Below are 12,325 nucleotides of genomic sequence, written 5' to 3' on the forward strand. Positions count from 1 at the left end.
GTCGATACGGATCCGCTGTCAGGCCACGCGCCTGGTACCGAGAATTCCGCGAGCTGGTGCTCACCGCCGCCGTCTACAACCTTGAACGCTCCATCAAACAGTGATCGCAACCGGATTCAACAAGGCAATCCTTACCGATCGCATCTACTGGGCGGACGTGCGAAATTGCGTAGATTCTGCCGCTCCTGATTAGGGTTGTCACTCCCAAACGGCGGACTCAGGGGGATCAGCCGGTTAGTCGTGTGGAATCAACGACGAGGCAACGAGCTCAACACACTCACCCGCAGTAATCACAGGTGCGTAGTCCATCTCACCTCCCACACTCGCTTTCAGCAGGAAGTCGGTGAGCCGCCAGATATTGTACAAGAGGACCGCGAAAACGAAGTAGAACAAACGAATGCGGTAGTCTTTCGAGGAGGTCTTCGCGAGAAAATCACCTTTGATCGATTTGTACTCACTCTCGATCTGCCACCGGCGGCTGTAGCGCTGACAGAATGTCTCGGCTTCCTCAGGACCGACTCGTAGATTCGTCGCGAAGACGGCCGTTCCCTCCCCACTCGTCGACGGCACGTACAGGAGCCGCATTGGATGCGATCCAGATTCTACATGGATAGAAGCCGACTCAACAGCCACCTCTTGGTCGTCTCCCTCCATTTGTTCGAGCACATCCCGTTCGGAGCTTGAGACTCGCTTCGGAATGAGGTAGTTCACATCGAGGTTTGAGAGTGTCTGGAACACTTGTATCGAGTCAAACTCTCGATCACACAGCACCGTCTCGATCGGAACTTGTTCTTTCGCTCGTCGAACGAGCCGTCGCACAGTACGATGGATCTGATTCGACGGGTTCTCATCCCACTCGGAACTCTCACGGACCGGCTCAACCGCCAGAACGAGCGGGATGTTCTGCCCGATGATCGAGAGGGTTGCGAATTTGAATGCTCGACCGTCTCTGTCCTTGGTCCCGCTGACCATCGGCATTCCTTCGACCTCTCCGTAATAGGGAATAGTCGTGATATCGATTGCAGCGGTGACCGGCCTTCGAAAGGATGCTTCCGAGGCGATCACGGAGAGCAAGCGATCCGTTGTCTCGTTGAATCCGTTCACGAGTTCTTCGGGATCGAACTGCTTGACGGCGCGGAGGTGGGTATCACCATGGGGGCTGTACTCTTCGCCATGGCGATATTGGAAGCGAGTCGCTCCCTGCGCAGTTCCACAGTGGACCATCCCCATGAACGTCTGTAGCTCAAAGAATTGTGTGTCCTCGTACGAGGCGTTCGACGCCCGACCAGAGTCGAAGTGACCGAAGGCGTGATCACGCGCGAGGCGCGTTGTCTGGATGATCTCCTCCTGTGAGAAGGATTTGTCTTCTACTGGATCTGCGGCTTCTTGCTCATCGTCGACGATCTCTGCCTTAGGCCGCACCTCCGGCGCTGAGATGTCGCGATCGTGGACTTCCTTGATGACGTAGTGGGCGGCTGTGGTGACGAACTCCCGGGTCGCCTCGTCGAACCGGTTACGCCAGGTCCGCGAGAGCACCGATTCGTCGGGGATTTTCTCCAAGTCGAAGACAACTGCGAGTTCGGGATACTGGGCGAGCGAACGGTAGCTTTCGCCAGTGAGTTCGCGGTAGAGTAACAAGCGTACCATCCCCTCGAACGAGTGCGGTGCTGGATGCCACTCTGGGTAGCCGTCATTGAGCGAATCGAACGGCCCCTCCAGAGTTCGAAGAGCCGTGCAGAGGGACTGATCGGCTTTGAGTGCCTCTGTGAGTGTCAACCCGACAAGGTAGGCGTCGGTCAATCGGTGCTCCTGAGAAGTCATGTGAGCTATCCCATCAGCCAGTCACACAAGCGGCGCGATCCCATCCTCTTTGCGCAGGAACCGCTGCTGTTGAATCGGTCAGCACAAACAAGTACTCTGTAAGTCTCGCAGCTACGCTTCGTTCACTCATAGCTAACACCTTCATTGATGATGACTCAATCATCCTGCTCGACGTTGAGGGTGAGAAACTGGTCGGGAGATTCTGGAATCAACTATGCTGAGATAACTCGTGTGAGGACAACCAGCTTCTCAAGAAGAGGCGCGGCGTGAGTGGGAAAACTGGCATCTATAGCCCGTTAAATCGGTTTACAGAGTGCCATCTATCCAAACTGCACCGATTTTCTGATTCCGAATACCAACCGTATGCAATCGAAAAACCCCTCCTAAAGCGATCAGGCAGAGTTTCAGTCTGCAGTTTGGGTGCTAGTGGATGGTGTCACTCCTGGAAGCTCGGGGATGGATAGATCCACCCGGCGGAGCAGTTGCGCGTTGATGGCGACGATTACTGTACTCAACGACATCAGAAGCGCACCCACAGCGGGAGACAGCAGAATCCCGATCGGTGCCAACACGCCTGCTGCGAGCGGAATCGCGAACACGTTGTAGCCGGCGGCCCAGACGATGTTCTCCTGCATCTTCCGGTAGCTCGCCTTACTGAGTTTCACGAGTCGCACTACATCCATCGGGTTGTTCTGCACGAGAATGACATCCGCCGACTGGACGGCGACGTCGGTGCCGCTCCCGATGGCGATCCCGACGTCGGCTCGCGTCAGCGCCGGCGCATCGTTTACACCGTCACCAACCATCCCCACGAGCTTCCCCTGGTCTTGGAGTTCCTGGACTTTCTCGTCTTTGTCTTCGGGGAGGACCTCGGCGAACACCGTGTCGATGCCCAGTTCGTCAGCGACAGCGTTGGCGACGTCCTGGGAGTCGCCAGTCAGCATCGCCACTTCGATTCCCAGATCGTGGAGGGCGTCGACGACGCGGAAACTCTCTTCACGGATTACGTCGGCCATCGCGAACGCGGCGATCAACTCACTGTCACGAACGAGATACACCACCGTTTGAGCGTTCTGTCCCGCCTCGTCAGCGAAGCGCTGGAGATGGGCGGGGATCTCGCTATCGAGCTGGGTCAACAGGTTCGGCCCACCGACGTACACCTCGTTTCCATCGACGTTTGCGCGAACCCCTCGCCCTTTGATCGCCTCGAAGGCGGTCGCGTCGGGAGTAGTTAGGTCTCGCTCGTCGGCGGCCTCGCGAATCGCTCGCGCGATCATGTGTTCGGAGTCACTCTCGACGGCTGCCGCCAGCCCGAGCGCGTCGTCCTCGTCGACGCCGTTGACGGTCGCCATATCCACGACGCCGTGTTCGCCCTCGGTAAGCGTCCCTGTCTTGTCGAAGATGATCGCGTCCAGATTCCGTGCGTCTTCCATCGCGATGCGGTCGCGAACGAGCATCCCGTTGCGAGCGGCGAGCGACGTGTTGATCGCGACGACCAGCGGAATGGCGAGCCCGAGGGCGTGCGGGCAGGCGATGACGAGCACCGTCACGACTCGCTCGATGACGGTCGCGTCGAACGAGACCGCGACGGTCCACGCAATCGCCGTCACGACTGCCGCCCCGAGCGCGACGTAGAACAGCCAGCCTGCCGCCCGGTCGGCCAGTACCTGCGTCTTGGACTTGCTCTGCTGGGCTTCCTCGACGAGACGCATGATGCCCGCCAGCGTCGTCTCCTCGCCCGTCGCGCCAACACGGACGCGGAGACTACCATCGCCGTTGATGGTGCCGCCGATGACCTCGTCGCCAGGCTCCTTCGAGACGGGCTTGGACTCGCCAGTGATCATCGACTCGTTGACGTCCGAATCACCTTCCTCGACGGTGCCGTCAGCAGGGACACTTGCGCCCGGCCGGACGAGCACGAGATCGCCTTCCGAGAGCTCCCTGACGGGAACCTCCTCGGTTTCTCCGTCGTCGGTAATACGCTCGGCGGTGTCTGGCATCAGTTTCGCCAGTTCGTCGACCGCGCTGGAGGCCCGCCGGACCGACCGCATCTCGATCCAGTGGCCCAGCAGCATGATGTCGATCAGCGTGACGAGTTCCCAGAAAAACGCAGACTGCGTCGGGAAGACCACGCTCGCGAGACTGTAGACGAACGCGACGGTGATCGCCATCGAGATCAACGTCATCATCCCCGGCGACCGGTCTTTCAGCTCCGGCACCGCCATCTGGAGGAACGGCATCCCACCGTACGCGAAGACGATGACCGCGAAGACGGGGTTGATCCACTCGCTGCCCGGGAACGCGGGGACGGAGAACCCGAGCCACTCCTGCAGCATTTCGCTGTATAGCAGGACTGGGATCGACAGGAGCGTCGAGACGAAGAAGCGCCGGCGGAACATCTGCTCGTGGCCCTCGTGCATCCCGCCATGCCCCTCACCGTGGCCCTCATGGGAACCGTGGTCGTGTCCTTCGCCCTCGTGTCCAGCGTGCTCGTGCTGCTCGTCGAGCACCGTCTCACTCTCCGCAGCAGGGTGTGCCTCTTCTTCCAGTAGCTCCTGTTCTACCCGCTGCTCGTCCGACTCGGCGTCCGATTCATCCTGCTCGCCGTGTTCGTGCTGGTGACTGCTGTCGTCCTGCTGGTGTTCCCCTCCAGGGGGATTCTCATTTGTATCTTTGTGGTCGTCCATAGCCCATATTCTCTGTAGAGGTGGATCCGCTGGCCCCCTGAATCTTCCCCACTGAAACTGTACAGCAGGACCAGCGTAGCGAAGCTTCAAAGACAACGGTTGGCCGTTGTCTCGGAGTGGTCCGCGCGATTCTCAGGCGTAAGCGGTGTACCCGGCGTCTTCGACGGCCTCCACGAGAGCTGTGACATTTGCCTCACCATCGACGCTCGCCTGTTCGCTCTCCCTGTCGACGGTCACGTCAGTCACGCCGGATACCTCTTCGAGGGCCTCTTCGACCGTCTGCTCACAGTGACCGCACGTCATGCCTTCCACGATGATCGTCGTCGTCATACAGGGATACACACGGCCTCCTCTCTTTAGCGGATTTCCCCTTCGATCATACTGATATCGTGGGGCTCAAACTTTAGATTCAAAGTGATACCTGCGGCCGTAACGAACTAGACATCGGATGCGCCAGGTGTCAATAGCGAGGTGGCTCAAGTATCGTTGTGACGCTCTCTGTACGTCTTCGCCGCTAAAAAGACATAGAGTGCGCCGATAGCCCGAATGCCCAAGCGGAATCGCTCGTTCCATTCTATCGACTCTGGACGCTCGTACAGGAACGCGGTGGCAAATCTCTGATACAGGTCGGGAAATAAGAGGACTATCGCACCGAACACGCCGGTAAGATTCATCAGCAATGCGTATGCTCGCCCGTTAAAGAGTGAAAGCGCAGCTATCAGAACACCCTCCGACCGGACTGCTGGACGTATCCACCCTCTCACTGTTCCCTCGTCTGGATTCGAAATGGCGAGTTTCTCGAAGAGCTCGACGATTTCGTCCGGGAACAGCGCTGAGATAGCGCCGAGGACACCGACGAGTGTTCGAATCATACGATATGGTACGACCGATATGGATATAACTCCCACTGCGACGCTACACTATCGAGAACGAGGGGAGTCCGAACAGTAGCGGCTTCGAACCGGGCACGACGCGCAGAGGCCGCTTGTCGAATGGGCGTCCTGAATCCTTATGGATTCGGGGCATACAGGGCGTAGAGGATAGACAGCATCCCGGCTGCGGTGACGAGTGCTGCGACGAATCCTGCTTCGAAGATCGACACCTGGAGGAGTTCGAAGAGGACGCCTTCAAGGAGGCCGCCAAGCCCGACCAATGCGAAGCCGGCGGCGACGTACAGGAGTAACTGCGTGTGATGTCGTTGGTACCCGCGATAGGCCTGATATGCGATGACCAGTGCTAACGCGGTCGTGAACAGTTTGCCGATGACGAATAGCGTGTGGTCCATGATTCAGTCTCCCCGCATTTCCTCGAAGATGGTCGTAATCCGGTCGGCGGGGTCAGGCTGGATGTCGATGTTGACGTCGAAGCCCTCCGCCTGCAGGAGGATTTCGATGCGTTCGAGGCGCGCCTCATACTCGCTGTAGTGCCGTCCCCCGGGGTCGACGTGCGTATACTCCTCGAGGAGGCCCTGCTCGACGAGGCGGGTGACACGGCGCGAGACGGTCGGGCGTGACATGTCACATTCCTCGCTGAGCTCCTTCGCAGACAGGCGGTCGGTCTTCGTCGCCACGAGGATGTCGCGGGCGTACTCGTCGTCGAGTGTCGCGAAGATTTCCGACGGGTCGGCCTCCTCAGTCACACGTCTCTACTCGCGACAGGAGCGTAATATAGCCCGCCGATTTTCTGACCCAGAACGCCGGCTCGCCGTTATATCGTCTCTGCCTCCGTACTGATAGTTGAAGGTGCAATAACTATGTCCACACTCGACTCCGGCATGAATCAGCTCGAGAGCAGAGTCGGCGGTCTGACCGTCGGCGGGAAAGTTCACAGTCTCAGTGCGTGGTTCGTGCTCGCGCTCCGTCTCATGATGGGCTACGCGTTCGCGTACTCCGGGTTCACGAAGATCACCGGCGAGTTCGCCGCGGGCGGTTACCTCACGAACGTCGCGGCGACGAACGGCAACCCGCTCGCGGGGATGTTCGCGTGGATGGGGAGTACGCCGTGGTTCGTCGAGTTCGCGAACGTGGCCGTCCCGTGGGGCGAGCTGTTCATCGGCCTCGGCCTGCTCGTCGGCGCGTTCGTCCGCCTCGCGGCGTTCTTCGGCGCGCTCATGATGCTCATGTTCTACTTCGGGAACTGGGACATGAGCCACGGGTTCATCAACGGGGACTTCGCGTACATGCTCGTGTTCCTCGCGGTCGCCGCGTTCGCCGCGGGCCGCATCCTGGGCCTCGACCAGTACATCGAGAACTACGACGTCGGTGGCGAGACGCTCGTTGAGCGCTACCCCGCCCTCGAATACATCCTCGGCTAACCACGCCGAACTCTCTTCAGGAGTACAATAATGCAAAATCCAATTCAAGCACGCGGGATTCGTTCTCTGGGACTCATCGTCATCGGAGCACTGACGCTAGCCGTCATCATTGGAATGACTCTGACGCACGCTGCTGTTCCAGATACAGTGATGTGGGACTGGCATGACGGGATGTGGAATGATGGTCACATGGCCGGGTGGGGAATATGGAGCTGGGGGATGATGTTGATCGGTTTGCTGTGGATGGCACTTCTGATCGCCCTTCCCGTCTACATCGTCTACTGGCTGACAACGCGGTCGCCATCGGACGGCCCCACCGAGGATAGCGCACTCGCTGTCCTCCAGGAACGGTACGCTCGCGGCGAAATCGACGACGAGGAGTTCGAACGCCGGCGCGCCCGACTCACGCCTGACGGCGGCCGTTACTGACTGTTCTTCCCCTATTCGTCGACTTCCGTCTTCACGACGGTCGCTGGGCGGGTCGTCAATCGAAGGACGCGGTCGGTCACGCTTCCGAGCAAGGCCCGGTATTCTTCCGGCCGGTGTTTCGTTCCAAGTACAAGTAGATCCATATCTTCGGCATCAGCATACCGTACAATCGTCTCAGCCGGTCGGCCGTGCTCAATTGCTTTGACAACATTGACACCGACCTCCTTCGCTTTATATTGGATGTCTGCGATTGTTTCCGTTCCAAGTTCTTCGAGGCCATGTTCTGGGCCTTCGGCTTCATCAACGTACTCGTCACCGCTGTATGCTGTTACGACGTCCTCATCGACTACATACAGAACATGAAGATCGGCATTATGGGCCTCTGCTAGCGCGATAGCATGGGATTCAGCTTCCTCAGAAGCAACTGTCCCGTCAGTCGAGAGCAAAACCGTATCGTACATTTCTCTTTACTTATTGAGACTAGATTATAAAAGCCAGCGCTCTTGGATAGTGGCGTAGCTGGTAACACTTTTTGTAACTTCACAAAGTTTGGAGATTGTCGTCTCTCACGGTTGAAGAGTGGAGGATTTCTATGACGACCAGCTGATGCTAAGCTATTTCCTGTTATGAGTCGTACTGATTAGCATGGGTACCAGACCAACTGACCTCCGGATGGATATTGGTCGTATTGCTGATGAGTCGGTCGCCCGTGTCACGCCTGACGCCACGGTTGCCGAGATCGCTCACACGATGATCTCCCAATCGCGGTGTGCCAGGTACGTGGTCGTCGAAGAATCCGATCAGATCTCTGGTATCATCACCGATCGAGACCTGATTGCTAACCTGCTCACCGAGGAAAGCGAGTTAAGTGTGCTCACAGCCGAGACGAGTGGAGACGACGTACGAGCTGCTGACGTGATGACGCGTGACCCACTTACTGTGCCAGCAGATGCTGAGATTCCAAAAGTCCTGAGACAAATGAACGAAGCGGGTGCTCGACACGTCCCGGTTGTTGAAGACGGGAGCGTTATCGGGATGATCACTCTGGACGATTTAATTACGCATGTTGCTGGTGAGAGCGCACACGTTTCAGCTCAGATGGATAACGTAGCGGGCATCATCCGAACAGAGTCTACGCACGATTGAAACGCTAATTTGGACTCAAAGTTTTTCGTGTTGCTTGTGCTTCCAGAAATAGAGTCAGTTGAGAGAGATTATCGCATGAGGAGCCGTCTAAGGACGTAGTGGAGGATGCCGCCGTGTTCGATATAGGTCACGGCGGCCGGCGTGCCGACCTGTGCTGTGACCGGGAACTCGACAGTCGACCCGTCCGCGCGCTCGGCGATAACGGTCAGTTCGTCCATCACATCGAGCCCGTCATCGAGGCCGTGGATCGTGAAGATCTCAGACCCATCCAGACCGAGAGATTCCCACGAGTCGCCATCATCGAACTGCAGGGGGAGCACACCCATGCCGACGAGGTTGTCGCGGTAGATGCGCTCGTAACTCTCGGCGATGGTTGCGCGAACACCGAGTAGGTCCGTTCCTTTCGCCGCCCAGTCCCGGCTGGAGCCGGTACCGAACTCTTCGCCTGCCATCACGACGAGCGGGACTCCCTCCTCGCGGTAGCGCTGGCTGGCTTCGAACACGGTCGTCTGCTCGTCGGTTGGGTGGTGGATCGTATAGCCACCCTCGACATCGTCGAGCATCTCGTTCTCGATGCGGACATTGGCGAACGTTCCCCGCATCATCACCTCGTGGTTGCCCCGGCGCGCGCCGTAGGTGTTGAACTCGTGCGGCTCAACGCCGTTATCGAGCAGCCACTGGCCGGCAGGGAGGTCAGATCCGAAGGGGCCAGCAGGGCTGATGTGGTCGGTCGTAACGGTATCGCCGAGTGTCAGCAGGCAGCGTGCATCCTCAATATCGGCGACGCCGGGTTTTTCGAGGGGGAAGTCCTGGAAGAACGGCGGCTCTCGGATGTATGTCGAGTTGTCGTCCCACTCGTAGACGTCACCTGTGGGCGCGTCGAGAGCAGCCCACCGCTCGTCACCCTCGAACACAGAGGCATACTTCTCCTCGAACATCTCAGGAGAGACGTTCTCGTGGATTGCTGCCTGCACGTCCGCTGCGTCGGGCCAGATGTCCGCCAGATACACCGATCCCCCCTCCTCGTCGGTGCCTAGCGGCTCGTTCTCGAGGTCGACGTCCATCCGCCCTGCGAGGCCGTAGGCGACGACGAGCGGCGGGCTCGCGAGGTAGTTCGCGCGGATCTTCGGGTGAATACGCGCCTCGAAGTTCCGATTTCCGGAGAGGACGCTCGTCGTCCAGAGGTCGTGGTCGTCGATCGCTTGCTCGATGGGATCGGGAAGTGGTCCGGCGTTCCCGATACAAGTGGTACAGCCGTAGCCGACGACCGCGTACCCGAGCTCTTCGAGATACGGAAGCAGGCCCGATTCCTCGAGGTACTGCGTGACGACGCGACTGCCGGGTGCGAGACTCGTCTTGACGTACGGCGGGACATCTAAACCTTTCTCGACGGCGTTCTGGGCAAGCAGACCAGCAGCGATCATCACCGACGGGTTCGAAGTGTTCGTACAGCTCGTGATGGCGCTGACGAGGACGTCTCCGTGTCCAATTTCCACTGTCTCACCGTCGAGGTCGACCTCAACGCGTTTGGTTAACGGGTGCAGTTCCGATTCGGGTTCGACCTGAACACCGCCGTCGGTCTCCGCACCAGCTGCATCACCTTCGCCGAGCCACCGCTGTAGGGCGTCTTCGTCGACATCATCGAGGTCGTCTTCGAACTCCCCGTGGAGAAGTCCCCGGAAGCTCTGTTTCACGTCCCCCATCGGAATCCGGTCCTGTGGCCGCTTATGTCCGGCGAGACTCGGCTCAACAGTCGAAAGATCGAACTCGACCACCTCGGTGTATTCCGGTTCCTGTTCTCCGAATAGCCCTTGCGCTTCGAGGTACTCGCGAACAAGGTCGATGTGGGCGGGGTCACGCCCGGTGAGTTCGAGATACTCGAGCGTCTGCTCGTCGACCGGGAACATACTGATCGTCGAGCCCTGTTCGGGCGCCATATTGGCGATCGTGGCCCGGTCGGGGACTGTGAGATTCTCCACACCAGGACCGAAGAATTCGACGAACCGGTCGACGACGCCGACCTCGCGGAGCCGTTCGGTGATGTGGAGCACGAGATCCGTCGCCGTCGCGCCCTCGGGTAATTCGCCTTCGAGGCGGACGCCGACGACCTCGGGAAGTTTCATCGTGACCGGCTGACCGAGCATTGCCGCTTCCGCTTCAATGCCGCCGACGCCCCAGCCGACCACACCGATGCCACCGATCATTGGGGTGTGGCTGTCCGTGCCGACGAGTGTGTCCGGCAGGAGCCATTTCTCACCGTCTCGCTCGCGGGCGTGGACGACCCGGCCCAGATGCTCGAGATTCACCTGGTGGACGATGCCGGTCCCCGGCGGGACGACGTTGAAGTTCTCGAAGGCGTTCTGCGCCCACTTGATCGCGCGATACCGTTCGGCGTTGCGCTCGTACTCCAGTTCGACGTTCTTCTCGTAGGCGTCCTCGGAGTCGAAGTAGTCGACTTGGACGCTGTGGTCGATTACGAGATCAATAGGGATCTCTGGTTCGACCAGGGTCGGGTCCCGATCTTTGCGGTCGACTTCGGATCGAAGGGCCGCCAGGTCGACAACTGCGGGCACGCCAGTGAGATCCTGTAGGACGACTCGTGATGGAGAGAACGGAACCTCTGCGTCCGGTACGTCTGGCTTCCAGCCAGCAGCATTCTTGACATCCGCTGCAGTAACAGTTTCGCCGTCGGCGTTCCGGAGCACCGACTCAAGCAGAATACGGATGCTCACAGGGAGCGTGTCGAGGTCACAGAGCCCCTGCTCTTCGAGTGCTCGAAGATCGGCCATCTTGTACGTCGTCCCGTCGACGTCGAGCTCGCGGACGGCATCGAACGGAAGTGTATCAGTCATAGTATCTACACCTGGGATTGGCAGTCGTATCAATCCCTCTCCGAATCCGATTCGACGAGAATCGGGATTTGTTACGCAGAGGCATCGTATCCAGCGTCTTCGACCACAGTCACAAGCTCATCCCGTTCAGCGGACCCCTCGACCGTCGCGGATTCTGAGTCACGATCCGCAGTAGCAGACGTAACCCCCTCAACTTCTTCGAGTGCCTCTTCGACGGTCTGCTCGCAATGTTCACAGGTCATTCCTTCGACGGTGATTGTCTGAGTCATATCCATTCGTAGATAGGGGCGAGTATTCTATGTGGTTTTCTGCTTAGAATCCAATGTTGTCGCAGCCCTGGATCACCGATTTCGAAGGTGTGTTGTGGGCAACAATAATGTATCCTGCGAGACGAAGCGGTCGTATGCGCAATTTGGATGAAACCGACTTAGAAATCCTCTCGTTACTCGCTGATGACGCCCGCCGCCCGTTCAGCGATATTGGCGAGGAGGTCGACTTGTCGGGGCCAGCCGTGTCTGACCGGGTAAAGCGATTACAGGAAGCTGGCATCATTAACAACTTCACGATTGACGTCAACCGGGCTCATCTCCGAGCTGGTGTACCGGTATTTATTCAGGCCGAAATCGGCTCAGCGTCGTTGGAGGCCGCCCGCGAGCGGGCTCGAGAGTCAGATGGCGTTGAACACGTCTTCACGACCTCCGAAGGAGATCTTTGGTTCTATGCCCGTGTTGAAGCCCAGAACGTACGTCAGTGGGTAGATGGACTCTTTAACGAGATCGATGTAGCAGATTACACCGTCACGCTAATTGACGAGCTTGAATGGACGCCGTCCGTTGATGGCGTCGAATTTGCACTCACCTGTGCTGAATGTAACAATACCGTTGATAATCAAGGTGAAACGACGAGAATCGACGGAGAGATCTATCACTTCTGTTGTCCGTCCTGTCTCACACGGTTCGACGATCGGTATCAGCGACTCGAAGAGGGAGCGTAACGCTGTCTTTGGAATCCAAATTTTCCTGCAGTCGAAACCCCGCCTCTCGAAGCAGTAAATCGCCTAAACCTAGACCCCGTAT

At 58.5% G+C, this 12,325-nt stretch carries 13 protein-coding genes and 1 pseudogene; 5 read left to right on the forward strand and 9 right to left on the reverse strand.

Going from position 1 to position 12,325, the window contains the following annotated elements:
• Positions 1-104, forward strand: a pseudogene (locus NDI89_RS20645) (IS5/IS1182 family transposase); the annotation flags it as partial.
• 130 nt (positions 105-234) lie between these two features.
• Here the strand turns inward: NDI89_RS20645 and NDI89_RS20650 are convergent.
• The 6 genes from NDI89_RS20650 to NDI89_RS20675 all read right to left on the reverse strand — a co-directional run bounded on the left by NDI89_RS20650 (position 235) and on the right by NDI89_RS20675 (position 6,147).
• Positions 235-1,821 (reverse strand): transposase, encoded by a 1,587-nt coding sequence (locus NDI89_RS20650; RefSeq protein WP_095638025.1) that lies wholly within the window; start codon positions 1,819-1,821, stop codon positions 235-237.
• A gap of 404 nt (positions 1,822-2,225) precedes the next feature.
• The gene (locus NDI89_RS20655; protein WP_095638026.1) at positions 2,226-4,508 is read right to left on the reverse strand and encodes a copper-translocating P-type ATPase; all 2,283 of its coding nucleotides are present in this window, start codon (positions 4,506-4,508) and stop codon (positions 2,226-2,228) included.
• 132 nt (positions 4,509-4,640) lie between these two features.
• Positions 4,641-4,838: a heavy-metal-associated domain-containing protein gene (locus tag NDI89_RS20660; RefSeq protein WP_004594582.1), complete on the reverse strand. Its 198-nt coding sequence runs from the start codon at positions 4,836-4,838 to the stop codon at positions 4,641-4,643.
• A 146-nt stretch (positions 4,839-4,984) separates the two neighbouring features.
• The gene (locus NDI89_RS20665; RefSeq protein WP_004594583.1) at positions 4,985-5,380 is read right to left on the reverse strand and encodes a hypothetical protein; all 396 of its coding nucleotides are present in this window, start codon (positions 5,378-5,380) and stop codon (positions 4,985-4,987) included.
• Between the two features lie 137 nt (positions 5,381-5,517).
• Positions 5,518-5,793 carry a DUF7521 family protein gene (locus NDI89_RS20670; protein ID WP_004594584.1) on the reverse strand — a complete coding sequence of 92 codons (276 nt, stop codon included), beginning with the start codon at positions 5,791-5,793 and terminating at the stop codon, positions 5,518-5,520.
• Positions 5,794-5,796: 3 nt separating this feature from the next.
• Positions 5,797-6,147 (reverse strand): ArsR/SmtB family transcription factor, encoded by a 351-nt coding sequence (locus tag NDI89_RS20675; RefSeq protein WP_092817278.1) that lies wholly within the window; start codon positions 6,145-6,147, stop codon positions 5,797-5,799.
• A gap of 114 nt (positions 6,148-6,261) precedes the next feature.
• On the opposite strand from NDI89_RS20675, the gene NDI89_RS20680 reads away from it, so the two are divergent.
• Entirely contained in the window at positions 6,262-6,822 is a 561-nt protein-coding gene (locus NDI89_RS20680) for a DoxX family protein (RefSeq protein ID WP_092817279.1), read from the forward strand.
• Between the two features lie 150 nt (positions 6,823-6,972).
• Complete coding sequence (locus NDI89_RS20685; RefSeq protein ID WP_277524488.1) at positions 6,973-7,251, forward strand: SHOCT domain-containing protein; 279 nt, start codon at positions 6,973-6,975, stop codon at positions 7,249-7,251.
• An 11-nt stretch (positions 7,252-7,262) separates the two neighbouring features.
• Here NDI89_RS20685 and NDI89_RS20690 read toward each other — a convergent pair whose 3' ends face one another.
• Positions 7,263-7,712, reverse strand: coding sequence for a universal stress protein (locus tag NDI89_RS20690; protein WP_092817280.1), 450 nt, complete (start codon positions 7,710-7,712; stop codon positions 7,263-7,265).
• Positions 7,713-7,896: 184 nt separating this feature from the next.
• Here NDI89_RS20690 and NDI89_RS20695 point away from each other — a divergent pair, with 184 nt between their 5' ends.
• Complete coding sequence (locus tag NDI89_RS20695; protein ID WP_004594590.1) at positions 7,897-8,397, forward strand: CBS domain-containing protein; 501 nt, start codon at positions 7,897-7,899, stop codon at positions 8,395-8,397.
• Positions 8,398-8,465: 68 nt separating this feature from the next.
• Here NDI89_RS20695 and acnA read toward each other — a convergent pair whose 3' ends face one another.
• Positions 8,466-11,249, reverse strand: a complete 2,784-nt coding sequence (gene acnA / locus NDI89_RS20700) for an aconitate hydratase AcnA (RefSeq protein ID WP_095638031.1) — start codon at positions 11,247-11,249, stop codon at positions 8,466-8,468.
• A gap of 71 nt (positions 11,250-11,320) precedes the next feature.
• On the reverse strand, positions 11,321-11,518 hold the full coding sequence (locus NDI89_RS20705) for a heavy-metal-associated domain-containing protein (protein ID WP_049938510.1): 198 nt from the start codon (positions 11,516-11,518) through the stop codon (positions 11,321-11,323).
• Between the two features lie 134 nt (positions 11,519-11,652).
• Here NDI89_RS20705 and NDI89_RS20710 point away from each other — a divergent pair, with 134 nt between their 5' ends.
• A complete protein-coding gene (locus NDI89_RS20710) occupies positions 11,653-12,243 on the forward strand; it encodes an AsnC family transcriptional regulator (protein ID WP_049986206.1) in 591 nt (196 codons plus the stop codon).
• Positions 12,244-12,325: the final 82 nt, after the last annotated feature.

Source organism: Natrinema salsiterrestre (assembly GCF_029502005.1).
Taxonomy (GTDB): domain Archaea; phylum Halobacteriota; class Halobacteria; order Halobacteriales; family Natrialbaceae; genus Natrinema; species Natrinema salsiterrestre.

Excerpts from the sequence above, each read along its gene's own strand:
- NDI89_RS20650 (WP_095638025.1), bottom strand. The coding sequence starts at position 1,821 with ATGACTTCTCAGGAGCACCGATTGACCGACGCCTACCTTGTCGGGTTG.
- NDI89_RS20655 (WP_095638026.1), bottom strand. The coding sequence starts at position 4,508 with ATGGACGACCACAAAGATACAAATGAGAATCCCCCTGGAGGGGAACAC.
- NDI89_RS20660 (WP_004594582.1), bottom strand. The coding sequence starts at position 4,838 with ATGACGACGACGATCATCGTGGAAGGCATGACGTGCGGTCACTGTGAG.
- NDI89_RS20665 (WP_004594583.1), bottom strand. The coding sequence starts at position 5,380 with ATGATTCGAACACTCGTCGGTGTCCTCGGCGCTATCTCAGCGCTGTTC.
- NDI89_RS20670 (WP_004594584.1), bottom strand. The coding sequence starts at position 5,793 with ATGGACCACACGCTATTCGTCATCGGCAAACTGTTCACGACCGCGTTA.
- NDI89_RS20680 (WP_092817279.1), top strand. The coding sequence starts at position 6,262 with ATGTCCACACTCGACTCCGGCATGAATCAGCTCGAGAGCAGAGTCGGC.
- NDI89_RS20685 (WP_277524488.1), top strand. The coding sequence starts at position 6,973 with ATGTGGGACTGGCATGACGGGATGTGGAATGATGGTCACATGGCCGGG.
- NDI89_RS20690 (WP_092817280.1), bottom strand. The coding sequence starts at position 7,712 with ATGTACGATACGGTTTTGCTCTCGACTGACGGGACAGTTGCTTCTGAG.
- NDI89_RS20695 (WP_004594590.1), top strand. The coding sequence starts at position 7,897 with ATGGGTACCAGACCAACTGACCTCCGGATGGATATTGGTCGTATTGCT.
- acnA (WP_095638031.1), bottom strand. The coding sequence starts at position 11,249 with ATGACTGATACACTTCCGTTCGATGCCGTCCGCGAGCTCGACGTCGAC.
- NDI89_RS20705 (WP_049938510.1), bottom strand. The coding sequence starts at position 11,518 with ATGACTCAGACAATCACCGTCGAAGGAATGACCTGTGAACATTGCGAG.
- NDI89_RS20710 (WP_049986206.1), top strand. The coding sequence starts at position 11,653 with ATGCGCAATTTGGATGAAACCGACTTAGAAATCCTCTCGTTACTCGCT.